The 23,754-nt window shown below is 69.2% G+C and carries 22 protein-coding genes and 1 pseudogene; 15 read left to right on the top strand and 8 right to left on the bottom strand.

Annotated features, from left to right (window positions below):
- Window positions 1-6: 6 nt before the first annotated feature.
- Entirely contained in the window at window positions 7-801 is a 795-nt protein-coding gene (locus FHP25_RS34875) for a mechanosensitive ion channel family protein (protein ID WP_178134017.1), read from the bottom strand.
- Window positions 802-1,099: 298 nt separating this feature from the next.
- On the opposite strand from FHP25_RS34875, the gene FHP25_RS34870 reads away from it, so the two are divergent.
- Window positions 1,100-1,693, top strand: a complete 594-nt coding sequence (locus tag FHP25_RS34870; RefSeq protein WP_147851611.1) for a 5-formyltetrahydrofolate cyclo-ligase — start codon at window positions 1,100-1,102, stop codon at window positions 1,691-1,693.
- Window positions 1,694-1,699: 6 nt separating this feature from the next.
- Here the strand turns inward: FHP25_RS34870 and FHP25_RS34865 are convergent, their stop codons facing one another.
- Entirely contained in the window at window positions 1,700-2,851 is a 1,152-nt protein-coding gene (locus FHP25_RS34865; RefSeq protein WP_147851610.1) for an aromatic ring-hydroxylating oxygenase subunit alpha, read from the bottom strand.
- A 115-nt stretch (window positions 2,852-2,966) separates the two neighbouring features.
- Between FHP25_RS34865 and FHP25_RS34860 the strand changes: the two genes are divergently transcribed.
- Window positions 2,967-3,776, top strand: coding sequence for a TIGR00282 family metallophosphoesterase (locus FHP25_RS34860; protein ID WP_147851609.1), 810 nt, complete (start codon window positions 2,967-2,969; stop codon window positions 3,774-3,776).
- Between the two features lie 473 nt (window positions 3,777-4,249).
- On the opposite strand, the gene FHP25_RS34855 is transcribed toward FHP25_RS34860, so the two are convergent.
- Window positions 4,250-4,894: a DJ-1/PfpI family protein gene (locus FHP25_RS34855; RefSeq protein WP_178134016.1), complete on the bottom strand. Its 645-nt coding sequence runs from the start codon at window positions 4,892-4,894 to the stop codon at window positions 4,250-4,252.
- Window positions 4,895-5,050: 156 nt separating this feature from the next.
- On the opposite strand from FHP25_RS34855, the gene FHP25_RS34850 reads away from it, so the two are divergent.
- The 10 genes and pseudogenes from FHP25_RS34850 (at window position 5,051) to pal (ending at window position 13,431) form a co-directional block, all read left to right on the top strand.
- The gene (locus FHP25_RS34850; RefSeq protein ID WP_147851608.1) at window positions 5,051-5,809 is read left to right on the top strand and encodes a YebC/PmpR family DNA-binding transcriptional regulator; all 759 of its coding nucleotides are present in this window, start codon (window positions 5,051-5,053) and stop codon (window positions 5,807-5,809) included.
- A gap of 153 nt (window positions 5,810-5,962) precedes the next feature.
- Window positions 5,963-6,430: pseudogene (gene ruvC / locus FHP25_RS34845) on the top strand (crossover junction endodeoxyribonuclease RuvC); the annotation flags it as partial.
- 167 nt (window positions 6,431-6,597) lie between these two features.
- Window positions 6,598-7,215: a Holliday junction branch migration protein RuvA gene (gene ruvA / locus FHP25_RS34840; RefSeq protein WP_147851631.1), complete on the top strand. Its 618-nt coding sequence runs from the start codon at window positions 6,598-6,600 to the stop codon at window positions 7,213-7,215.
- Between the two features lie 125 nt (window positions 7,216-7,340).
- The gene (gene ruvB, locus FHP25_RS34835; protein WP_147851606.1) at window positions 7,341-8,390 is read left to right on the top strand and encodes a Holliday junction branch migration DNA helicase RuvB; all 1,050 of its coding nucleotides are present in this window, start codon (window positions 7,341-7,343) and stop codon (window positions 8,388-8,390) included.
- The gene (ybgC, locus tag FHP25_RS34830) at window positions 8,390-8,869 is read left to right on the top strand and encodes a tol-pal system-associated acyl-CoA thioesterase (protein WP_147851605.1); all 480 of its coding nucleotides are present in this window, start codon (window positions 8,390-8,392) and stop codon (window positions 8,867-8,869) included. The genes ruvB and ybgC overlap by 1 nt, the downstream gene beginning before the upstream one ends.
- A gap of 248 nt (window positions 8,870-9,117) precedes the next feature.
- The gene (gene tolQ, locus FHP25_RS34825) at window positions 9,118-9,777 is read left to right on the top strand and encodes a protein TolQ (RefSeq protein WP_231712589.1); all 660 of its coding nucleotides are present in this window, start codon (window positions 9,118-9,120) and stop codon (window positions 9,775-9,777) included.
- Complete coding sequence (gene tolR, locus FHP25_RS34820; RefSeq protein WP_231712586.1) at window positions 9,777-10,298, top strand: protein TolR; 522 nt, start codon at window positions 9,777-9,779, stop codon at window positions 10,296-10,298. Before tolQ ends, tolR begins: the two co-directional genes overlap by 1 nt.
- A 17-nt stretch (window positions 10,299-10,315) precedes the next feature.
- Window positions 10,316-11,320 carry a hypothetical protein gene (locus FHP25_RS42350; protein ID WP_178134015.1) on the top strand — a complete coding sequence of 335 codons (1,005 nt, stop codon included), beginning with the start codon at window positions 10,316-10,318 and terminating at the stop codon, window positions 11,318-11,320.
- Window positions 11,321-11,364: 44 nt separating this feature from the next.
- Entirely contained in the window at window positions 11,365-12,702 is a 1,338-nt protein-coding gene (gene tolB / locus FHP25_RS34805) for a Tol-Pal system beta propeller repeat protein TolB (protein ID WP_147851601.1), read from the top strand.
- Between the two features lie 258 nt (window positions 12,703-12,960).
- The gene (gene pal / locus FHP25_RS34800) at window positions 12,961-13,431 is read left to right on the top strand and encodes a peptidoglycan-associated lipoprotein Pal (RefSeq protein WP_147851600.1); all 471 of its coding nucleotides are present in this window, start codon (window positions 12,961-12,963) and stop codon (window positions 13,429-13,431) included.
- 75 nt (window positions 13,432-13,506) lie between these two features.
- Here the strand turns inward: pal and FHP25_RS34795 are convergent, their stop codons facing one another.
- The 4 genes from FHP25_RS34795 to FHP25_RS34780 form a co-directional block, all read right to left on the bottom strand.
- Window positions 13,507-15,045 (bottom strand): amidohydrolase family protein, encoded by a 1,539-nt coding sequence (locus FHP25_RS34795; RefSeq protein ID WP_147851599.1) that lies wholly within the window; start codon window positions 15,043-15,045, stop codon window positions 13,507-13,509.
- A 109-nt stretch (window positions 15,046-15,154) separates the two neighbouring features.
- Complete coding sequence (locus FHP25_RS34790) at window positions 15,155-15,970, bottom strand: ABC transporter ATP-binding protein (protein ID WP_147851598.1); 816 nt, start codon at window positions 15,968-15,970, stop codon at window positions 15,155-15,157.
- Window positions 15,960-16,907, bottom strand: coding sequence for an ABC transporter permease (locus FHP25_RS34785; protein ID WP_147851597.1), 948 nt, complete (start codon window positions 16,905-16,907; stop codon window positions 15,960-15,962). Before FHP25_RS34785 ends, FHP25_RS34790 begins: the two co-directional genes overlap by 11 nt.
- A 1-nt stretch (window position 16,908) precedes the next feature.
- Window positions 16,909-17,967 carry an ABC transporter substrate-binding protein gene (locus tag FHP25_RS34780; RefSeq protein ID WP_147851596.1) on the bottom strand — a complete coding sequence of 353 codons (1,059 nt, stop codon included), beginning with the start codon at window positions 17,965-17,967 and terminating at the stop codon, window positions 16,909-16,911.
- Window positions 17,968-18,637: 670 nt separating this feature from the next.
- On the opposite strand from FHP25_RS34780, the gene ybgF reads away from it, so the two are divergent.
- From ybgF to ftsH, 3 genes are read left to right on the top strand one after another with little or no spacing between them, the layout of a single operon-like run.
- On the top strand, window positions 18,638-19,444 hold the full coding sequence (ybgF, locus tag FHP25_RS34775) for a tol-pal system protein YbgF (RefSeq protein ID WP_147851595.1): 807 nt from the start codon (window positions 18,638-18,640) through the stop codon (window positions 19,442-19,444).
- A gap of 32 nt (window positions 19,445-19,476) precedes the next feature.
- Window positions 19,477-20,835, top strand: a complete 1,359-nt coding sequence (tilS, locus tag FHP25_RS34770) for a tRNA lysidine(34) synthetase TilS (RefSeq protein WP_147851594.1) — start codon at window positions 19,477-19,479, stop codon at window positions 20,833-20,835.
- 54 nt (window positions 20,836-20,889) lie between these two features.
- Window positions 20,890-22,815 carry an ATP-dependent zinc metalloprotease FtsH gene (gene ftsH / locus FHP25_RS34765; RefSeq protein WP_147851593.1) on the top strand — a complete coding sequence of 642 codons (1,926 nt, stop codon included), beginning with the start codon at window positions 20,890-20,892 and terminating at the stop codon, window positions 22,813-22,815.
- 119 nt (window positions 22,816-22,934) lie between these two features.
- On the opposite strand, the gene thiD is transcribed toward ftsH, so the two are convergent.
- A complete protein-coding gene (gene thiD / locus FHP25_RS34760) occupies window positions 22,935-23,747 on the bottom strand; it encodes a bifunctional hydroxymethylpyrimidine kinase/phosphomethylpyrimidine kinase (RefSeq protein WP_147851592.1) in 813 nt (270 codons plus the stop codon).
- Between the last annotated feature and the right edge of the window lie 7 nt (window positions 23,748-23,754).

Genomic DNA, 23,754 nt, shown 5'->3' with positions numbered 1-23,754 from the left:
CTGACGTCAGGCGGCGCGGCCGGCGGCATCGCGGCGCAGGGCATCGACGGCGCGCGCGATCTGCCAGCCCAGGGCCTCGGTGGCACGGTCGGCCTGGGCCGGCTCGGCCCAGGCTTCGACCCGCAGCGTCGCGCCGGCCGCATCCATCACCGTGACGCTGACGGTGGGAGCGGCGTCGGCCGCCATGCCCGGGGTCTCAGCCGCGGCCTTCAGAACGGCGGCGCGCGCTTTCTCCAGGTCCTGGGTCCATGGCACCACGCAGCTGGCCGCGACCCGCAGGCGAGGGTTGGTGCTGAGGTTCTGGATGATGTCGCCCCATACCTTGCCGTTGGGCAGGATGACCCGCACGTTGTCCAGCGTGTCGAGATGCGTGGTGAACATGTTGAGCTCGCGCACATGACCGCGGTGGCTGCCGAGCTGCACCAGATCGCCGATGGTGAAAGGGCGGAACAGCAGCAGCATCGCGCCGGAGGCCAGATGCGAGAGGGTGCCTTGCAGCGCCAGTCCGATCGCCAGGCCCGTGGCGCCGAAGATCGCGATGATGCTGGCCGTCTGGACACCGAACTGGTTGAGGACGGCAACGCCCACCAGCGCCAGCACACCATAGCGCACGACGCTCGCGAGGAACCCGACCAGCGTGCCGTCGATGCGCGGCACGCGGCCCAGCACGCGTTCCGTGGTGCGGCTGGCCCATCCGGCAATCAGCCAGCCGGCGATGAGGATCGCGATGCCGCCGATAGCGCTCAGCGCATAGGTAGCGACCAGCGCCCACAGGGTCTTGAAGGCTTCTTCGATCGGCACGGCGTCGTTCCACGAAAGTGAGTTCGGCTCCCCGCGCCGCCGCGAGGGCGCGCGCTGCGGGCAGCTATCCCGCAGGCTGCGGCATGCGTTGTAAAGGCTTGAGGAATGGCCGCCCTGTGCCCGTTTGGTGGCCTTGCCCTCGCGCGACGAGTTCGGACTTGGGGGGAGAACTGCCGTCCGACGCCACGCAAGAGCAAGGCCGATGAACCGGCTTTCGCCGGCCGCCACGTCAACGCGAGCCGGTGCGGAAGGTTCCGTGGCGCTGGACCGCGGCGGTGTCCTTTTGCATGGTGAGGGCATGACGGTCGAGGAAGACAAGAAGGCGCTGCGGTCGGCGATGCACGCGCGCCGCGCCGCGGTGGCGGCGGCGGATCGGGCGGCGGCGGGCGCGGCGCTGGCTGCGACCTGGCGGCGCGAGCAGCCGGTGCTCACGCCGCACCCCGATGGCCGCGCCACGGTGGTCGCCGGCTTCTGGCCAATGGGCGAGGAGATCGACCTGCGCCCGCTGCTGGGGGCCCTGCACGATGACGGCTACGCGGTGGGCTTGCCGGTGACGCCGGCCGCGGCCGCGCCGCTGCGCTTCCGGCAGTGGACCCCTGGCACGCTGCTGGTCGGCGGGCCCTTCGGCACGTCCGAGCCGGCAGCGGCGGCGCCCGAGGTCGAGCCTGACGCCCTGCTGGTGCCGTTCCTGGCTGTCGATGCCGACGGCTATCGGCTGGGCTATGGCGGCGGCTACTACGATCGCACGCTTTTGGAGCTGCGTGCGCGACGGCGGGTCATCGCCATCGGCGTCGGCTTCGAGGCGCAACGCGTCGATCGCGTGCCGCGCGGCCCGCATGACGACAGGCTCGATTGGCTGCTGACCGACCGCCGCCTGCTGGCCTTCGCATGAGGCGCGTCACGCGGCGGCCAACGCCTCCTTCAGCGAACGGTGGAACTCGTGCAGGCCAAGCTCGTTGCGGCCGAAGATCACGTGGTCCTGGGCGCCGCTGGAGAAGCCCTGCTGGATGGTGCGGGCCATCGGGAAATCCTCGACCTGGACGGTGCCGCGCAGGATCTCCCAGTTCTTGTCCCAGCGCACGCGTTCGGCCTCGCTGACCACCTTCTCCGGGCTGAGCAGCCACAGGCGCACCATGCACCGGTTGGGGTCGTCGCCATCCGGCACTGCCGTCCAGAACTCGACGTGGTCGCGCTGCCAGATCACGATCCCGTTGGGGAACACGCGATTGATGACGACGCTGTGCTCGGCGACATCGCGCTGCTCGGGCGGGATGTCCCGGAGGGCGGGCACGAAGCTCTTGCGCGGTGCGATGAAGCGGCTGTGTGGCCCGAACTGCTCGTGCAGCGCGCCCTTGCCCTCGATGAAGCGGCCCACGGTCTTGGTGTGCAGATAGGGCAGGTGGTAGAGCTCGAGAAAGGTGTCGACCACCAGCTTCCAGTTCATCTTCTCCGGGAAGCGCTCAAAACGGAAGACGGCGGCGTCCTCCATCTTGAGCTGGGCCAGGCAGGGTCCCATCGGGCCGAGGAACGCGTCCAGATCCAGCTCCAGGCCTGCGGTCGGCAGCAGCCAGACCAGCCCATGCCGCTCCGCCACCGGCAGCGGCACCAGCCCGCGCTGCGCGCGGTCGATGCCCGGGAAGCCTTCAGCCATCGGGACGTGGCGCAGCGTGCCGTCGCCGCCGTAGACCCAGCTGTGGAACTTGCAGGTGAAGGTGCGCGCCGTGCCGCACTCGGCGTCGACCACGCGGCAGCCGCGGTGCCGGCAGACATTGTGGAAGGCGCGCAGCGAGCCATCGTCCTGGCGCACGATCACGGCCGACATGCCGTCGATGTCGACGGTGCGGAATTCGCCCGGCCTGGCCAGCTCGTCGGACGCCGCCACGATCAGCGGCGTGCGGCGAAACAGCAGGTCACGCTCGCGGCGGGCATGGCCGGGATCGACGTAGTCGGCCACCGGCTGCACGTACTCCCGGTCGGCCATCTGGGTGGTATTGGCGGCCAGCAGGGCAAGCATCTGATCGCCCCAACGGCGCTGTGTTGTCGCGTCCATGGTGTTCCTCCACCATGCACTATGACGCAGAGCGGCCGCTCCCGCGAGCAGGACGACGCAGACCGGTCATGCCGATGGGTGGCACCGGACCCTGGGAACCGGATATGCTGGGGCCATGAAGGTTCTATTCTGCGGCGACATCGTCGGGCGCTCAGGCCGCGATATCGTGATCCGCGAGGTGCCGGCGCTGCGCGTCCGCCTCGGGTTGGACTTCGTCGTCGTCAACGGCGAGAACGCGGCTGCCGGCTTCGGCATCACCGGCCGGATCTGCGAGGATCTGCATGCCGCCGGCGTCGACGTCATCACGGGCGGCAATCATTCGTGGGACCAGAAGGACATTCAGGCCTACATCGCCCAGGACAAGCGCCTGCTGCGGCCCGTCAACTATCCGCCCGGCACGCCGGGCTTCGGCAGCGGCATGTACGAGACGGCCGCCCGCAAGCGGGTCGTGGTCATCAATGTCATGACGCGGCTGTTCATGGATCCGCTGGATGATCCCTTCCAGGCCCTGGAGGCCCAGCTCAAGCTGCATCGGCTGGGCGCGACGGCCGACTTCATCCTGATCGACGTGCATGGCGAAGCCACCAGCGAGAAGCAGGTCATCGGCTATGCCTGCGATGGCCGCGCCTCGCTCGTGGTCGGCACGCATACGCACGTGCCCACGGCCGATGCGCGCATCCTGCCCGGCGGCACGGCCTACCAGACCGACGCCGGCATGTGCGGCGATTACGACTCGATCATCGGCATGAAGAAGGAGATCGCCATGCCGCGCATGATCCGCAAGCTGCCGGGCGAACGCCTGGCACCGGCGGAAGGGGCTGCAACCCTGTGTGGCATCTTCGTGGAGACCGACGACCGCACCGGCCTGGCGGTGACCGTCAAGCCGCTCCGTCTTGGCGCAAATCTCGAGGTCTCTGACTTATAATCATTAAAAATCAATACATTAAGAGATGACACTCGATCAATGCGGAAGGCGGATTGCAGGAAGGAGCGAGAATGTTGTTATGCAGGTATTGTGCAATTAAAAACTTAGGTCGATATGCAAAAATAAAATCCATGAAGATCAGATCGATAAAAAATCTTCCTCATCTATTGAATGAGGCTTGGAGGGGCTGATCGAGTGAATCTGGGTTCGCAATGGGAGCCGGGCCAGCCAGTCCGCCATCGCAATGCCACATTAACGCAGGATGTTGTATGCTCCTATCATGCGACAACCCCAGGGGCAGTAGGTTGCACTTCCCTGTTGACGACGTCGCAAAAAGAATCAAAAGTCATTGTTATTGAACGGTTTTTAACCCGACCGTTCGCCGGAATTCACGGTTAGAGGGGGCGTCGGAACCACGGTTCCGACGTTTTTTAGGCGGGGGTCTCGTACCCCCGCCCTTTTTTTGCGCGCCCTCAGGATCCGGGCCGGGCCGGCGCCGATGCCAGCAGGGCGCGGCTGCGGTTCAATATTTCCAGGGTGGATTTGGCGGGTGCGCCGTTGTCGAACGGTGGCTGCGGGTCGTACTCGATGGCGAGCTGAAGGGCCTGCGCCGTGATCGGATCGGCAAGCCGCGCCGCCAGCGCAAGCGCCATGTCGATGCCGGCCGAGACGCCGGCGGCGGTGATGATCTTGCCGGCCTCGACCATGCGCGCCGTGACGGGCGTGGCGGCGTGCTTGCGCAGGCTGTCGAGCACTGCCCAATGCGTGGTCGCGCGCTTGCCGCGCAGCAGCCCGGCGGCGCCCAGCACCAGCGCGCCGGTGCAGACCGAGGTCGTCCAGCGCGTCGTGGCGTCGATGGCGCGCACCCAGTCCAGCACGCGCGCGTCCTGCAGCAGCGGCCGCACATCGCCGGCGCCGGGAACGAGCAGCACGTCGGCGCGCTGCAGGTCGGCGATCGGGGCGCAGCGATCGAAGGCCAGGCCGGTGTCGGCGGCGATCCGGCCACCGTTGGGGCTGGCGACGCGCGCGCGGGCGCCGGGCAGGCGCGACAGCACCTCCCACGGCCCGATGGCATCCAGCGCTGTCATGCCGTCGTAGAACAGGAAGACGATATCCAACGACACCTCCCTCGTGGCCCGCGGCGGCATCTCGGCTCTTGCGGTCCGCATCGGTCCCGCGCTACCAGACGCCGGCGAGGCGGCAGCGCCGATAGGCGCGGCCCGCCCCCTATGGTATAGCCCACTACCGACAAATACAGGATTTCGGGACCGCGCATGGCCGGCCATTCCCAGTTCAAAAATATCATGCACCGCAAGGGCGCCCAGGATGCGAAGCGCGCCAAGGTGTTCACCAAGATCATCCGCGAGCTGACGACGGCGGCGCGCAGCGGCATGCCTGACCCGGCGGCCAATCCCCGCCTGCGGGCGGCCGTGATTGCGGCGCGCGAGGCCAACATGCCCAAGGACACGGTCGACCGTGCCATCAAGCGTGGCGCCGGCGCCGATGCTGCCGACAACTATGTCGAGGTGCGCTACGAAGGCTACGGACCGGGCGGCGTCGCCGTGATCGTCGAGGCCCTGACCGACAATCGCAACCGCACCGCCTCCGACGTGCGCTCGACCTTCACGAAGTACGGCGGCAATCTCGGCGAGACGAACAGTGTGTCCTTCATGTTCGATCGCGTCGGCGAGTTCCGTTATCCGCTGGCGGCCGGCAGCGCCGACGACATCATGGAGAAGGCGATCGAAGCCGGCGCCGAGGACGTGCAGACCGTCGAGGGCGAGGATGGCCATCACGAGATCGTCTGCGCCCAGGACGATTTCAGCGCCGTGCGCGATGCGCTGGAGAAATCGCTGGGGGCGCCCAGCAGCGCCAAGCTGGTGTGGCGGCCCAAGAGCGCGACCGCGATCGACGCCGACACGGCGCAGACGCTGTTCAAGCTGATCGAGATGCTCGAGGACAGCGACGACGTGCAGTCCGTCTACGCCAACTTCGAGGTCTCCGAAGACACGCTCGCCCGCCTCGCGGGCTAGCCATAGGGCATGGTCGATGGCCAGCGCTCACGTCCGTCATCCCGAGCGCAGCGAGGGATCTCCCGCGAATGGCGCACCGTGCCTCATCGGCAGGAGATCCCTCGCTGCGCTCGGGATGACGGAAGGGCGGCAACACTCCCGCAGCGGCATGCCATGCGCCTGATCGGTCTCGATCCCGGGCTGCGCAATACCGGCTGGGGTGTGATCGACGCCGAAGGCAACCGGCTGGTCCATGTCGCCAACGGCGTGGTGCATTCCGATGAGGACCGGCCGCTGGCGCAGCGCCTGTGCCAGCTGTTCGATGGCATCGCCGCCGTGATCGGCCAATGGCAGCCGCGCGAGGCCGCCGTCGAGGAGACCTTCGTCAACAAGAACCCGGCCTCGACGCTGAAGCTGGGCCAGGCGCGCGGCGCCGTCCTGATGGCGCCGGCCAAGCTCGGCCTGCCGGTCCTCGAGTACGGCGCCAATCACATCAAGAAGTCCGTGGTGGGCGCAGGCCACGCCGAGAAGCGGCAGGTGGAGATGATGGTGCGCCGCCTGCTGCCGGGCTGCGATGCGACGGCTGACGCCGCCGATGCGCTGGCCGTCGCCATCTGCCATGCGCACCACCGCGGCACCGCGGGCAAATGGACCACCGCCGCGGTCATGGCCGGCGCCGAGGGCGGCGATGTCGGCGCCGTGCGCGGCGGACGCGTCGGCGCCGGCCGCGGCAAGAGCGGGCTGCGCGGCTCGACGACGGCATGGCACAACGCGCTGCTGGCGCGCGCCGCTTCCAGAACGAGCGGTCGATGATCGGCAAGCTGCGCGGCATCGTCGATGCGGTCGCCGACGATTCATGCCTCGTCGATGTCGGCGGCGTAGGCTATGTCGTCTTCGCTTCCGGCCGCACCCTGCGTGACCTGATGGCCGGGCGCGAGGCCACGCTGCTGATCGAGACCATCGTGCGCGAGGACGCGATCACGCTGTACGGCTTCCTCGCCACCGCCGAGCGCGACTGGTTCCGCATCCTCACCACGGTGCAGGGCGTCGGCGCGCGCGTGGCGCTGTCGCTGCTCTCGACGCTGGCGCCCGATCAGCTCGCCAGCGCCATCGTGGCGCAGGACAGGGCCGCGCTCAGCCGTGCGCCGGGCGTCGGCCCGAAGCTCGCCGCGCGCCTGCTCACCGAGCTGAAGGACAAGGCCATCGCCTGGGGCGCCACGCCGGGCGTGGCGCGGGCGCCGGCCGCTGCGGCCGACGGCGCGGCGCCGGCCGCATCGGTGAACGAGGACGCCGTCTCGGCGCTGGTCAATCTCGGCTACAAGCGTCCCGAGGCGTTCGGCGCCGTGGCCCGCGCCGCCACCCGCCTGGGCACCGACGCCCGCATCGACACCCTGATCCGCGAGGGCCTGCGGGAGCTCGCTCGGTAGCCAGGAGCGCGCCACGCCGATAGCGCACCCGCGGACGGCTTGCCTACCCTGGGGCCGCTGGGCATGGTAGGAATGCTTTCAACCCTCTGCATGGCCGGCCGCCGGCCAAAGAACAACGACCACCAATGAACGATTCCCGCCTGACGTCTGGCGCCCGCAGCGACGAGGACGCGGCCGAGGTCAAGCTCCGGCCCCAGGTCCTGGACGATTTCATCGGCCAGCGGCAGGTGCGCGAGAATCTGAAGGTGTTCATCGCCGCCGCGCGGGCGCGTGGCGAGCCGCTGGACCATACGCTGTTCCATGGCCCGCCGGGGCTGGGCAAGACGACGCTGTCGCAGATCGTCGCCAAGGAGATGGGGGCGGGCTTCCGCGCCACCTCGGGGCCGGTGATCGCCAAGGCCGGCGACCTCGCCTCGCTGCTCACCAACCTCGAGCGCGGCGACGTGCTGTTCATCGACGAGATCCACCGCCTGAACCCGGCGATCGAGGAGATCCTCTATCCCGCGATGGAGGACTTCCAGCTCGACATCATGATCGGCGAGGGGCCGGCGGCGCGCTCGGTGCGCATCGACCTGCCGCCTTTCACCCTGGTCGGCGCCACGACCCGCTCGGGCCTGATGACGACGCCGCTGCGCGAGCGCTTCGGCATCCCGCTGCGGCTTGAGTTCTACGCTCCCGACGAGCTGGAGACGATCGTGCGCCGCGCCGCGCGCGTGCTGAACGTCGCCATGACCGACGATGGCGCCGCCGAGGTGGCGCGCCGCAGCCGCGGCACGCCGCGTGTCGCCAACCGCCTGCTGCGCCGGGTGCGTGATTTCGCCGCTGTCGCCGGCACGGCGGTGATCGATGCCAAGGCCGCCGACCAGGCGCTGCGGCGGCTGGACGTCGACCATCTCGGGCTCGACCTGATGGACCGCAAGTACCTGACCTGCATCGGCGAGAGCTACAACGGCGGCCCCGTGGGCGTGGAGACGCTGTCGGCGGCGCTGAGCGAGCAGCGCGACGTCATCGAGGACGTGATCGAGCCCTACCTGATGCAGCTGGGCCTGCTGATGCGCACCCCACGCGGCCGGGTGCTGGCGGAAGGCGGCTGGCGGCATCTCGGGCTGAAGATGCCGCGCACGGCGCGGGCGCAGCTCGACCTGCTCGACCCCGACACGGAGGCCGCCGGGTGATGCGGGGGCCGGCCCCGGTGTCGCCCCCAGTGCCGCCGGCCAACGTGCTGCCGGCCCACGTGCTGCCGGTCCGCGTCTACTACGAGGACACGGACGCTGGTGGGATCGTCTACCATGCCAATTATCTGCGTTTCATGGAGCGCGGCCGCACCGAGATGCTGCGCGTCGTCGGTCACGACCTTGCCGCCCAGCGGCAGGCGCAGGGGATCAACTGGACCGTGTCGCGCCTGGCGATCCGCTACCTGAAGCCGGCGCGGCTCGACGAGGCGCTCGAGGTGGTCACGCAGGTGGCGGCGCTGCGCGGCGCCTCGGTCGACCTGGTGCAGCAGGTCCGCCGCGCCGATGGCGGCGGCACCGGCGCGCTCTTGAGCGATGCCACGCTGACGCTGGCGTGCATGGGCGCCGACGGCCGGCCGGTGCGCCTGCCGGCCGACGTGCGCGCCGCCCTGGCGGTGGCCCCGGCTCGGGGCGGGGCGTGAGGGGCCACCCAAATCCTTGTTTGTGTTGCGGAAATGCAACTGCCAGCGCCGCCGTGACGCCACATTCCCTCGCTACCCGGCTGTAACAAACTGGAGTCCCAATGGATCCGCTCACCCTACTTGCGCAGGCAACCCCCCCGCCTGTGCCGGTGCCCTCCACCCCCGTGCCACCGCCGCCAGGCGCGGGCTCGACTGTCGCCGGCACGCTCGCCAGCGGCACGGGCACCATCGACGTCAGCTTCGTCGGCATGTTCCTGCACGCCCATCCGGTGGTGCAGATCGTGATGGTGATGCTGCTGCTGGCGTCGATCTGGTCGTGGGCGATCATCATCGAGAAGACGCTCAAGCTGCGGGCCCTGCGCCGCAAGGCCGAGGCCTTCGAGGACACGTTCTGGTCGGGCGTGTCGCTCGATGACCTCTATGACCGCGTCGGCGACAAGCCCGAGGAGCCGCTGTCGAGCATCTTCTCCGGCGCCATGCGCGAGTGGCGCCGGTCGCTGAGCAAGGGCCTGGCCGCCACCGCCGCCGCCCGCCACAACCTGCAGGCGCGCATCGAGCAGGTCATGGCGGTCACGGTGCAGCGCGAGATGGAATCGATCGAGAAGCGCATGACCTTCCTGGCCTCGACCGGCGCGGCGGCGCCGTTCGTCGGCCTGTTCGGCACGGTCTGGGGCATCATGACGTCGTTCCAGGGCATCGCTGCGTCGAAGAACACCTCGCTCGCCGTGGTCGCGCCCGGCATCGCCGAGGCGCTGTTCGCGACCGCGCTGGGGCTGGTGGCCGCCATTCCGGCGGTGCTCGCCTACAACAAGATCAGCAGCGACATCGGCCGCTACGGCCAGCGCCTGGAGAACTTCGCGCAGGAGTTCATCACCATCCTGTCGCGCCAGCTCGAGGAGCACAACTGATGGCCGTGCAGATGGGCGGCGCCATGCAGACGCGCGGCGGCAGCCGGTTCCGCCGCCGCATCTACACGCCGATGGCCGACATCAACGTCACGCCGTTCGTCGACGTGATGCTGGTGCTGCTGATCATCTTCATGGTGGCGGCGCCGCTGATGAATGTCGGCGTGCCGGTCGACCTGCCCAAGACCACCGCCGATCCGATCCAGGGCCAGGACGAGCCGCTGGTGGTCAGCGTCAAGGCCAAGGGCGAGGTCTTCCTCGGCGACACCGAGTATTCGGTCGACGACCTGATCGGCAAGCTCAAGGCCGTGCAGGCTGAGAAGCCGGACCAGCGCATCTTCGTGCGCGGCGACAAGGCGGTCGACTACGGAAGGGTGATGGAAGTGCTGGGCGCGCTGCGCGCCGCCGGCTTCACCAAGGCCGGCCTGGTGGGCGACCTGGCGACCGGCGACAGCAAGCCGTCGGGCACGGCGCCGGCAGCCCCGGGGGCGAAGGCGCCGGCAGGGCCCGGCCGCAAGAACTGATCGGAGGAGCAGGGGCCATGCGCTGGCGTGGCGACTCCAGCGGCGACATGACAACCCCGGCCGTGGTCTCGGCCGGGGCGCATGTCGTTCTGCTGGCCGCTGCCCTGTTCGGCTTCCCGAATTTGACGCGGCCGCCCGACGATTCGCTGGCCGACGTGCCGATCTACGACGCCACCGAGATCGGGCCGCAATCCAAGGCGCCGGTGGTGTCGCAGGAGCGGCCGCAGGACCGCAAGCTGCCCGAGGCCGAGAAGAACACGCCGGCGCCGCCGGCGCCGCAGGTCGAGGCCGCGCCCAAGCCGCAGCCCGATCCCAAGCCGCAGCCCAAGCCGGAGCCGCAGGTCGCCGCCGTCCAGCCCAAGCCCGAGGAGAAGCCCGCGCCCAAGCCGGAGCCCAAGGCCGAGAAGCCCAAGGAGCCGGACGCCGAGCCGCTGAAGCCCAAGCCGGAGCCGGCCGTCGAGCGCAAGCCCGAAACCAAGCCCGAGCCGCCCAAGCCTGAGGCCAAGAAGCCCGAGCCGCCCAAGCCGGAGCCGCCGAAGACCGAGACCAGGAAACCCGAGCCGCCAAAGGCGCCGCCCAAGACGCTGGACCAGATCCTGGCCGAGCAGACCAGCCGCTCGCCGCGGCCGCCGCAGCCGGTGGCCGGCGAGGGCCGGCCCAACGTGCCGGGAACGCGCACGCAGCAGTCGGCGTTGGCGGCCGGCCGGCTGACCGCCAGCGAGAACGCCGCCATGGCCGACAAGGTGCGGCCGTGCTGGTCGGTCAACGACGGCGGCCGCGATGCCTCGCAGCTGATCGCCTACATCATCGTCGACATGGCGCCCGACGGGCGGGTCACCGAGGCCCGCATCTCCGACGAGACACGCTCGGCGATGGCGGCCAATCCGTTCCTGCGGTCGTATGCGGAAGCAGGCCAGCGCGCGGTGCTCAACCCGCGCTGCCAGCCGCTGCCCTATCCGCAGCACAAATACGAGCAGCTCAAGCGCTTCGTGTTCAAGTTCGATCCGCGCGACCTGCGCTGACGTGGAGCGAAAACTGAGAGAGAGAGAGTGGGGAGTAACGAGAGATGATACGATCAACGATGCGCCGCCGCCTGATGGCGGTGGGCGTCGCCCTGGTGGCGGTCCTGGTCGCGCCGCTGGCCTGGGCGCAGACCCGGGGCTTGCAGCAGGTCACGGTCGAGGGCGCCAGCGCCAACCCGATCCCGATCGCCGTCACCGACTTCGTCGGCGATGCGACCGGCGCGCAGATCTCGCAGGTGATCAGCGCCGATCTCGAGCGCTCCGGCCTGTTCCGTCCCATCGACCGCGGCGCCTTCATCGAGCGCATCAGCGATCCCGGCCGCACGCCGCGCTTCCAGGATTGGCGGGCCGTCAACGCCGACGCGCTGGTGGTCGGCTCGGCCACGCAGCAGGCCGACGGGCGGCTGCGGGTCGAGTTCCGCCTGTGGGACGTCGCCGCCGGCGCCCAGATGACCGGCCGCGCCTATTTCACCCAGACCGCCAACTGGCGGCGCATTGCCCACATCATCGCCGACGAGATCTTCAAGCGCATCACCGGCGAGGACGGCTTCTTCGACACGCGCGTCGTCTATGTCGCCGAGACGGGTCCGGGCAACGCCCGCGTCAAGCGGCTGGCGATCATGGACCAGGACGGCGCCAACCACCGCTACCTCACCGACGGCCGGTCGCTGGCCCTGACGCCGCGCTTCTCGCCGACGCTGCAGGAGATCGTCTACCTGTCCTATGCCCAGGGAACGCCCCGGGTGTACCTGATGAATGTCGACACCCAGCGCCAGGAGCTGCTGGGCAACTTCCCCAGCATGACGTTCGCGCCGCGCTTCTCGCCCGACGGCAACCGCGTGGTCATGAGCCTGGCGACCGACGGCAACACCGACATCTACGCCATGGACGTGCGCTCGCGCTCGATCAGCCGGCTCACCAACCACCTCGCCATCGACACCTCGCCGAGCTATGCGCCCGACGGCGGCCGCATCGTCTTCACCTCGGACCGCGGCGGCAGCCAGCAGATCTACGTCATGAGCGCCGGCGGCGGCGAGGCCCAGCGCATCAGCTTCGGGCAGGGCCGCTACAGCACGCCGGTGTGGTCGCCGCGCGGCGACTACATCGCCTTCACCAAGCAGGAAGGCGGCAGCTTCTCGATCGGCATCATGCGCCCTGACGGCTCGGGCGAGCGCATCCTGGCCTCGAGCTATCTCGACGAGGGCCCGACCTGGGCGCCGAACGGACGCTACCTGATGTTCTTCCGCCAGGCGCCCAACGCCGGTGGCCGGGCCGGTTCCGTGCGGCTGCACATGGTCGACATCACCGGGCGCATCCTGCGACCGGTGGCGACACCCACCGATGCGTCCGACCCGGCGTGGTCGCCGCTGATCCCGCAGTAAGGCCCGATATGTGTTCGCCGGCCTGCATTTCACCGTGGCGGCGGCGCCTGCCGCGGCGGCTTGAACGGAGTCCGGCGAATGTTATGATGCACTGCGAAATGACCCGGGGCTCGAGCGCGTCAGCGATTGATAACCCGGGTCATCCTTTTTCCAGATCATCCCGGATCGGAAGAGGGATGGCGGTTCCCCTCAGTCAATGGCCGCCGATGCAAGCCGGATGACGCAGCCGGCATGTACCGGTTGCGCAGGAGAGCGACAATGAAATTGAGCATCAAGATACTCGGCGCGGTGGCGGTGATGTTGCTGGCGGCAGCCTGCGGCAGCTCCACGACACCAGGGCCCGAGGGCGCGACGGCCTCGGTGGCGCCGGGAACGCCGGGACATTTCCAGCAGGTGGCGGGTGACCGCGTCTACTTCGAGACCGATCAGTCCACCCTGACGCCCGACGGACGCGCGACGCTCGATAAGCAGGTGGCTTGGATCAGGCAGTACGGTGACCGCTACCAGACCTTCATGATCGAAGGCCATGCCGACGAGCGCGGCACCCGTGAATACAACCTGGCGCTGGGCGAGCGCCGCGCCAACATGGTGCGCACCTATCTCGCCGCTCAGGGCGTTCCCGCGGCCAAGCTGCGCACCATCAGCTACGGCAAGGAGCGGCCCGAGGTCGTGGGCAGCGACGAAGGCGCCTGGTCGCGCAACCGCCGCGCCGTGACCGTCCTGCAGTAGCGAGGGGCTGAGCCCTGAAAAACGCCGGCCGGCTTCGTCCGACCGGCGTTTTTTTCGTTGCGGGAAGGACGCTGGTCAGGCCCGCGAGCTCTGGCGATAGAACGGCTGGTGCTGCGCCGGGTCGAAATAGTTGGCGTAGAACTTCTTCACATGCGGCAGCAGGGCCTTCGACAGCTTGCGCCGCTCGACCTCGTCGTCGGACAGGGCGCGCGCCAGGTCGTCATGCAGCGCCTTGAGCGCGCCGTCCCGGTCGACCTTGGTGAACTTGCCGTCCTGGTAGATCACCTCGCCGTCGCACATGGTCATCTTCACGCCCTCGGCCTTGGCGCGCTGGATCACGGCATCCAGCAGCGGCATCTCGGTGTCGAGGTAGGGATAGGATATCTGCTTCCAGTCGAGCAGCGCCATGTCGGCGGCCTTGCCTTCCTCGAGCACGCCGATGCGCTCGCCGAAGGCCGTCGTCCTGGCGCCGCCGATCGTGGCCATGCGGAAGACCTGGGCCATCGTGGGAACCTCCTCGCCGATGCCCGGCACCCGATGCGCCCGCAGCACCAGCCGCATCTCCTGCAGCATGTCGCGGTCGTCGTTGATGCCGGCCTCGTCGAGCCCGATCGCGGTGTTGATGCCCTTGGCCTCGAAGACGTTGAGCGGCGCCACGCCGGAGCGCAGGCGGAAGTTCGACGAGCAGTTGTGGCAGACGCAGGTGCCGGTCTCGGCCAGCCGGTCGATGTCCTTCTCGTTGAGCCATACGCCGTGGCCCAGCGTCAGCCGCGGCCCCAGCATGCCGAAGCGGTCGATGTACTCGACGGCGGTGCAGCCGCCGCGCCGCCAGGCGTATTCCTTCTGCAGCGCGGTCTCGACGAGGTGCATGTGCATGGGCACGTCGTGCGTGCGGGACGCATCGGCCAGCACGCCCAGCGCCCGGTCGGAGCACCAGTGCAGGTTGGCCGGCGCCAGCTGGATCTTGACCCGCCGCTTGTCGTGATGGTGCCCGCGCAGGTGCTCGAACATCGCCATGCCGTCGTCGAGCCCCACCTTGAAGCTCTCGAACCAGCGCTTCATCGGGTCCCGCAGCTCGGCGGGCAGGCCGGCCACGAATTCCTCATCGGCCTGGTAGACCAGACGGTTCTGGTCGCGCACCGCGAAGCAATAGGACACCCGCATGCCGACGTCCTCGTAGGCGCGGATCACGTCGCCGGCCCGGGCCTCGACCTCGGGCAGGTGGCCGGGCAGCCAGCCATGGATGTGCTGCACCGTGGTGATGCCCGAGCCGATCATCTCGAACGCCGAGTAGAGCGTGTCGAGATAGAGGTTGAGGTTGCGGCTCACCAGGCGGGTGATGAACCACAGCTCCAGCGGCATGTCGGGAGAGCCGAGCTGCACCGGCGTCAGGCCGACATGGTGGTGGCCGTTGACGAAGCCCGGCACCAGGATCTCATTGCCGCTGCCGATCACCGGCGTGGTGGGGTAGCGCCGGCTGAGCTCGTCATAGGTGCCGACGGCGGCGATGATGCCGTCCTCCTGCAGGACGGCGCCGTCGGCGATCTCCTTCCAGGTGTGACGGTCGAGCGCGCGCGTGATCATGGCGCGACTGCGAACGATGGACGTGGCCACGAAACGAACTCCTTGCTGTCTTGCCTTCATTCCGCGGCGGCGGAGAAGGTGCCCCGAGCGGGGCGGATGGGAAGCGTCACGACGTATAGCGAAGCGCGGGAAGGGATTGCTACACCGCCTCCTGCTCGGCGAAGGCGCGATCGACCTCGGCGCGCATCAGCTCGGTGAGCTCCTTGCGCAATGCCTCGCTTTGCGCCGAGAACGGATCGCGCGGCCGCGGCATGTCGATCGGCACGATGGTCTTGATGCGGCCCGGCCGGGCCGTGAAGATGACGACCCGGTCGGCCAGCGCCACCGCCTCGTCGATATGGTGGGTCACGAACAGCACCGATGCCTCGCTGTCGCGCCAGACATCGAGCAGGAAGTCCTGCATCTTGGCGCGCGTCTGGACGTCCAGCGCCGCGAACGGCTCGTCCATCAGCAGCACCTTGGGCCGCATGGCCAGCGCCCGCGCCACGGCGACGCGCTGGCGCATGCCGCCCGACAGCTCGTCGGGCCGCTTGTCCATCGCCTCGACGAGGCCGACGCGCTGCAGGGCCTGGCGGGCGGCCTCCTTGCGGGCCGCCGCCGGCTCGCCCCGGATCGACAGGCCGAAGCTCACGTTCTGCCAGACCGTGAGCCAGGGAAAGAGCGAGGTCTCCTGGAAGATCAGGCTGCGGTCGGGCGACGGCGTGGCGACACGATCGCCGAACGCCCAGATCTCGCCGTCGCTCGTGTCCTCGAGGCCGGCAATGAGGTACAGCAGCGTGCTCTTGCCGCAGCCCGATGGCCCCAGCAGCACGATGAACTCGCCCGGCGCCACGTCGAGGTCGACGTCGCGCAGCGCGACATGGGCACGGTCGGTGCCGGCCGACCAGGTCTTGCCGACGCCGCGGCAGACGACGGCGTCGCGCGAGGAGAACGGCTTGGTCGATCTAGAGGCCACGCAGCACCCCCGCGGTCTGGGGAACCCAGTAGAGCAGCTTCTTCTGCAGCAGGCGCAGCACCCAGTCGGACAGGAAGCCGAGCAGCCCGATCAGCGCGATGGTGAAGAACACCAGCGACGGGTTGAAGGTGTTGCGCGCCAGCATGATGACCTGGCCCAGCCCGTAGCCGACGCCGGTCGATTCGGCGACCAGCACCACCATCCAGGCGCCGAACAGGTTCAGCCGCAGCACCATCAGCATGCCGGGCAGGATCGCCGGCACGATGACGCGGCCGTAGATCTGCCGCTTCGAGGCGCCCATGGTGCGCGCCACGTTGATCAGGTTGCGGCTGACGCCGTCGATCTGCGCGATGGTCGCCAGCACCATGTGGAAGAACAGCGCGATCACCACCATGAAGATCGCCGGCGCGTTGCCGATGCCGAACAGGAAGATCGCCACCGGCAGCCAGGCGATCGGCGATACCGGCGACAGCAGCGTGATCGTCGGCAGCGTCAGCTTCTCGACCGCGGCGAAGTAGCGTATCGCCACGCCGATCGCGATCGACAGCACGGCAGCGATCAGCAGGCCCACCAGCACGCGCGCGCCGGATGCCAGGATCGTGATCAGCACCGCGCCCTGCGGGCTGGGCCCGGTATTGAGACCGACGCCGATCTGCCAGCGCTGCGCGGTGTTGAAGAACTTGGCCTGCTCCGGGAAGCTGCCAAGGAAGATGTGGGGCGGCGGCAGCAGCTTGGGGTCGGCGATGTCGAGCGCCCACAGGATCTCCCAGATGCCGCAGAACAGGCCGACCGACAGCAGGGTCGTGCCCAGGCGCGACAGGACCGGCGCCAGGCGGCCGGCCAGCGGCAAGCGGCGTGTCGCCGGCGCGTTGGGCGTGCCGGCAGCGGCGGCCCCGTCCGTGTCGCCTGCGTCGGCCGGGTGCGATGCCGTCGACACGTCAGGCGGCCTTGTGCTTGAGCTGGGCGTGGAGGTCCTTGTTCTCGGCGATCACCTGCTCCAGCAGGGTCCAGTCGATCGCGTCGCGGCCCGGCTTCTTCTTGATGTAGCCCATTTCGACCAGCGAATCGGTGCGCTCCAGGATGAACCGGGTCTGGTCGCGCGCGTCGACCACGGCCGGCTGCTTGCTCATGGCCAGTCGCGCATTCTCGGTCGAGGTCTTGTAGTACGTGCCGACCACCTTGCTCAGCACGTCGTCCTGCCTGGTCTCGGCCATCAGCTGTGCCTTCATCATGCCCTTGATCAGGGCCTTCAAGCCGGCCGGGTTCTGCTTGATGAGCTCGCTGCGGCAGGCCAGCACGCAGTCGGTGTAGCCCCGGCCGTAGATATCGGTGCCGTCGGACAGCTTGTGGGCGCCTTTGACATCGTTCAGCAGCGCCGTGCCGTAGGGCTCGATGGTGCAGGTCCAGTCGATGGCGCCGGCCTTGAAGGCTTCCACGGCCTCGGGCGTCGAGCCCATGTAGCGCACCTTCACGTCCTTGAAGGCGACGCCGTGCTTCTTCAGCCAGTCGTAAGGCATCACCTCCAGCGTATCGAGCTGGAAGGTGCCGAGCGTCTTGCCTTTCAGCTTCTCGGGGCTGTCCAGGCCGGGGCGCGAGACGATCACGCAGCCCTCGACGCCGCCGCCGGCCACGACCTTCACCGGCGCGCCGGCATCGAACAGCGCAATGAAGCTGGTATAGGGCATCAGGCCGACATCGACCTGGCCCATGGCCAGGAACGTGACTTGCTCGGCGAAGGTCGGCGTGTTCACGAACTGCAGATCAAGCCCGTCCTCCTTGGCGGTCTGCAGGGCATGCGCCAGGAAGATGTTGAGGTTGCAGAAGCCGGTGCCGTGGGTCGACTTGATCATGCCGTCGGCGGCGTGGGCCATGCCCGCGAGGCCGGGGCCGATCGCGATCGTCAGTGCGCTTGCCGCGGCCGTGCGCATGAAGCTGCGCCGGCTGAAGTCGATCGACGTCAGGTGGAGTGGTGTGGTGCATCCATAGCGTGCGCACATGTCGGGTGCTCCTGTTGGGCGGTCGCCGCGCGCGGGCGCGGCCGGTCCAGCGTGTTGTCGTGGGAGGGTGGCGGCCGGGATGGCCGGCGGCCGTGACGCTCAAGCCGTCTGGTGCGGCGCGGCCACCTCCTTTCTCCGGACATGGCTGGGCGCATGTGCCGTCGACGACGCGGATTGAAGGGCGCGCCATTTGCCGGTGCCTGTGCCGTCACCACCGGCATGCTCACCGGGACGGTCCGGCGCTGCCGCGCCAGGACCGTTGAGGGATGCGATCATCGCCATCACCACAACACCTGCGTGGCACGCCCACCGAAGCCATCGCCGAGGCGACGCTGCGCTGATCCGGCCGATGCATTGACCGTGCCAAGCCGCAACGGCGGTGCGGCTGCGGCTTCCGCGGCGCGCTGGCGATCGCGCGGGTCGCGGCATGCTCCGAGCTTTGGCATCTGCCGCATTGCGCGCCGGCCGGCGGCGCCGTCGTGAGCAGGCCGGGCCCCGATCGCCCTCAATTCGCCGCCCTTCGGCCCGACCATGGGCCGATTCGGGCGCGAGCCTGCGACGGCGCGTCTGATCGCGTGGCGGCCATCAGGCTTGATCCGTAAAAGGCCGTTGCCGATAGTCGCCGTGGCCGCCCGCCCCTCGGGCGGCCTTGACCGCCGAGGAGGCCACGATGAACCGGATCGCGAATGCGACCATCGCTCTTATGCTCGCCGTTGGGAGCCTGGCGGCCCTGGCCGTGCCGCCGGCGATGGCGCAGGGCAACTATGCGATCGAACAGCGCTTCCAGGACATGGAGCGACTGATCACGCAGCTCACCGGCCAGGTGGAGCGGCTGCAGAACCAGGTGCAGCAATTGCAGGAGAAGCTGGATCGCCAGCAGGCGGACTATGACTTTCGCATCCAGCAGCTTGAATCGGGGCGGGGCGGGGCGCGGCCGCCGGCGCCACGGCCGACTCCGGGGCCGCGCGGTGACGCCACGCCGCCACCCGCGCCGATGACGCCGGGTGGCTTGTCGCCCGGCCAGCAGGCCGATACGCGGCCGCTGGGCTCGACGCCCTCCAGCGGACCGCCGCCGGCGCCGCCGCCACCCGCGGCCGGGCCCGAGCATCTCTACAACGAGGCCATGATCGCCATGCGCAGCGGCGAGTACGCCGTCGCCGAGCGGGAGTTCCGCAACTTCCTCGCCAAGAACCCGCGCCACCAGCTCGCCGGCAACGCCCAGTACTGGCTGGGCGAGACCTACTACGTGCGCAAGGATTACGCCAACGCCGCCACCGCCTATGCCAACGGCTTCAAGACCTATCGCACCAGCTCGGTGGGGCCGGATAATCTCCTGAAGCTCGGCATGTCGCTGCAGGCCAGCGGCAAGTCGGCCGATGCCTGCATCGTCTATGGTCAGTTCAACCAGGTCTATCCCCAGGCCACGGACGCGCTGAAGCGCCGTATCGCCGCCGAACGCCAGCGCAGCCGCTGCTGAGCCGGATCATCACGCCGGCGGCACGCAAGCCGATGGACACATCGCCGGTCCTGCCATCCGAATTCGCCGCCCTGATGCGGCCGTTTGCACCGTTTGAATCCCATCCTGTCCTGGCGCTGGCGGTCTCCGGCGGCCGGGATTCGCGGGCGCTGGCCCTGCTGGCGTGGCAATGGGCCGCGCGTCGCGGCGGTCGCGTCGTCGCCCTGGTGGTCGATCACGGCCTGCGCGCGGAGGCGGCCGCGGAAGCGGCCCAGACCAGCCGGTGGCTGGCCGCCCGCGGCATCCCGGCCCATGTGCTGTGCTGGCGGCCCGCAGCGAAGCCGCAGGCTGGCGTTCAAGCGGCGGCGCGGCAGGCCCGCTATCGCCTGCTGCTCGACTGGTGCCGGCAGCACCAGGTGCTGCATCTGCTGACCGCGCATCAGGCCGACGACCAGGCGGAAACCTATGCCCTGCGCGCAGCGCGCGACAGTGGTCCGTCCGGGCTGGCCGCGATGTCAGCCCTGGTCGAGTTCCCGGAGGCTCGCTTGCTGCGGCCGCTGCTGGCCGTGACGCGCGCGCGCTTGACCGCGACCCTGCAGGCGCGGGGACAGGACTGGATCGACGATCCGAGCAACATGGATCCGCGCTTTGCCCGCGGCCGCTTGCGGCGCGAGGGCCTGCCCCTGACGCCGGCGCGGGCGCTGGCCGCGGCCACGCGCTTTGCGGCACGCCGGGTGACGCAAGAGGGCCGCGTCGCGGCGGCGCTTGCCGATTGCGCCATGCCGCACCCGCTGGGGGTCGTGATGATCGATCACGCCGCATGGCGTGCCCTGCCGGCATCGCTGGCGCGGGTGGTGCTGGCGTCGGTGATCGCGACCGTGGCCGGTGCGGCCTATCCGCCGCGTCAGGACCGCACCCAGCGCGCCGTCGAGCGGATGCGCGCCGTGCCGCGGCAGTCTCTCTCGCCGCCATCCGGCCTGACCGTGGGCGGCTGCCGCATCCTGTGGCGCGGCGGCGGCTGGCTGGTGGTGCGCGAGCCTGCGTCAATCCGACTGCAGCCGCAGGGGGGCCGGCAGGACGAGCCCTGGGATGGCCGGTTCACAATTTGCGGCGAGGATGGCAGAAGAATCACGGATGCGGTTCGTGTAGCAGCACCACATGTGGCGCGAACAGATTGGTCCGATTGGGAAAAAGCGTGGCCGGCCATCGCCGGCCTGCCGGCGATCGTGGCAGCATTGCCGTGCCGCGGCGCGGCGGGGCGGCCGTTGCCGGTCCCGGTCCCAGGCGGCATGATCGCATCGCATGCCGGCCGGGAGGCCGCCTGGGCGCGGTTTCAGCCCCGGCAACCGCTCGCAGCGGGACCATTTTTCCCTTGTTTTGCCTTTGGCAAGGGCCAAATAGTGAACCTGTAACCACCGCTGCCAGGAGGAGATGGCCTCTCGGGTGGCGCCGATCGGACGAGTGCCGTGAACCTGTTCAATCGCAACGCCGCCCTGTGGGTGGTGATCCTTCTGCTTCTTGCGCTGCTTTACACCGTCTTCCAGGGGGGTGTGGGCAGCAACCGCTCGTCCGCGATGGCCTATTCGGAATTCCTGCGGCTCACGGAGAGCGAGCAGGTCTCCGAGGTCCGCATCCAGGGCAACAACATTTCCGGCACGACCAAGGACGGGCGCACCTTCAGCACCTACGCGCCGTTCGACCCCGATCTGATCAACCGGCTGAAGGGCAAGGTCGATCGCATCTCTGCCGGGCCGCCGGATGAGGGCGTCAACCTGGGAAGCGTGCTGATCAACTGGCTGCCGCTGCTGATCCTGGTCGGTGTCTACGTGTTCTTCATGCGCCAGATGCAGGGCAACGGCCGCGGCGGCGCCATGGGCTTCGGCAAGAGCCGCGCGCGGCTGCTGACCGAGAAGCACGGGCGCGTCACGTTCGACGATGTCGCCGGCATCGAGGAAGCCAAGGGCGAGCTTGAGGAGATCGTCGACTTCCTGAAGGACCCGCAGAAGTTCCAGCGCCTGGGCGGCAAGATCCCCAAGGGCTGCCTGCTGGTCGGCCCGCCGGGCACCGGCAAGACCTTGCTGGCGCGCGCCATCGCGGGCGAAGCCAACGTGCCGTTCTTCACCATCTCGGGCTCCGACTTCGTCGAGATGTTCGTGGGCGTCGGCGCCAGCCGCGTGCGCGACATGTTCGAGCAGGCCAAGAAGAACGCGCCTTGCATCATCTTCATCGACGAGATCGACGCCGTCGGCCGCCATCGTGGCGCCGGCCTGGGCGGCGGCAACGACGAGCGCGAGCAGACGTTGAACCAGCTGCTGGTCGAGATGGATGGCTTCGAGGCCAACGAGGGCGTGATCCTGATCGCGGCCACCAACCGGCCCGACGTGCTCGACCCGGCGCTGCTGCGCCCCGGCCGCTTCGACCGCCAGGTCGTCGTGCCCAACCCCGACATCGTCGGTCGCGAGAAGATCCTGAAGGTGCATCTGCGCAAGGTGCCGATCGCGCCCGACGTCGATCCCAAGGTGATCTCGCGCGGCACGCCCGGCTTCTCCGGCGCCGACCTCGCCAACCTCGTCAACGAGGCCGCCCTGCGCGCCGCCCGGGTGGGCAAGCGGCTCGTCACGATGGCCGACATGGAGCACGCCAAGGACAAGGTGCTGATGGGCGCCGAGCGGCGCTCCATGGCCATGACCGAGGAGGAGAAGCGGCTGACCGCCTATCACGAGGCCGGCCACGCGCTCGTGAACATCCACATGCCCAAGAGCGATCCGCTGCACAAGGTCACGATCATCCCGCGCGGCCGCGCGCTGGGCCTGACCATGATGCTGCCGGAGCGCGACAAGTACGGCCACTCGAAGATCGAGCTGGAGAGCAAGCTGGCCATGAGCTTCGGCGGGCGGATCGCCGAGGAGCTGATCTTCGGCGAGGAGAACGTCACGACCGGCGCTGGCGGCGACATCCAGCAGGCCACCGCGATGGCGCGGCGCATGGTCACCGAGTTCGGCATGTCCGACAAGCTCGGCCGCGTGCGCTACAACGCCAACGAGCAGGAGGTCTTCCTCGGCCACTCCGTGACCCAGCAGCAGAACGTCTCCGAGGCCACGTCGCAGCTGATCGACGCCGAGGTGCGCCGGCTGATCGAGGAGGCGGAAGCCAAGGCGCGGCGCGTGCTCACCGAGCACATGGACGACCTGCATGCGCTGGCCAAGGGGCTGCTCGAGTACGAGACCCTGTCGGGCGACGAGGTGCAGACCCTGTTGCGCGGCGACAAGATCGTGCGCGACGAGACCGGCGGCGCCGGCCCGTCATCGGGCAAGCCGCGCCGCGCCTCCGTCCCGACCAGCCGGCCGACTCCGGCCTCCGACGGCGACCCCGCCCCGCAGCCCGGCGCGTAGTCCGCCGACATCCCGACGTAGCCGTCATCCCGAGCGCAGCGAGGGATCTCCCGCGAATGGCGCACCGTGCGTCTTTCGCAGGAGATCCCTCGCTGCGCTCGGGATGACAGCAAGACCGCCTACAGCGAGCGCCAATCGGGGTTGAACGTCACGGCATGGTTGAGCGGGCCATGGCCGCCGCCGAAGCCAGGCGCTGTTTCGATGGCGCGGCGCACATAGTCGCGGGCGCGGGTCACGGCATCGGCTAGCGTCAGCCGCTGCGCCAGGCCGCAGGCGATCGCCGAGGCGAGCGTGCAGCCCGTGCCGTGCGTCGAGCGCGTCGCGATCCGGGGATGGGTGAAGCGTGTGACGCCATGGGCGTCGACCAGCAGGTCGATGACGGCGTCGCTGTCCTCGAGATGGCCGCCTTTCACCAGGACGGCTGCCGGCCCCATTGCCAGGATCGCCTGCCCGGCGCGGGCCATGTCGGCCTCATTGGCGACGGCAAAGCCGGCCAGCGCCTCGGCCTCGGGCAGGTTCGGTGTCACCAGTGTGGCGCGCGGCAGCAGCTGCTCGATCAGCGAGCGTTCGGCTGCCGCCTGCAGCAATCGATGCCCGCCCTTGGCCACCATCACCGGATCGATGACCAGGGGCGTGGCCGGCGCATGCGCCGCCAGCGCGCTCGCCACGGCCTGGATCACCGCCGCGCTGTGCAGCATGCCGGTCTTGATCGCATCGGCGCCGAGATCGGCCAGGACCACCTCGATCTGCTGCGCGATGAAGGCGGGCTCGATGCCGACGACGCCATGCACGCCGTGCGTGTTCTGTGCCGTCAACGCGGTGATGGCGGTCATCGCGAAGCCGTCAAGCGCGGTGACCGCCTTGATATCGGCCTGGATGCCGGCGCCGCCGCCGGAATCCGAGCCGGCGATGATCAGCACGCGTCCTTTCATGCCTTGT

The sequence above is a fragment of the Vineibacter terrae genome (genome assembly GCF_008039615.1).
Classification (GTDB): domain Bacteria; phylum Pseudomonadota; class Alphaproteobacteria; order Reyranellales; family Reyranellaceae; genus Vineibacter; species Vineibacter terrae.
The sequence above is the reverse complement of the archived record's forward strand: the minus strand, read 5'-3'. Positions and strand labels throughout refer to the sequence as shown.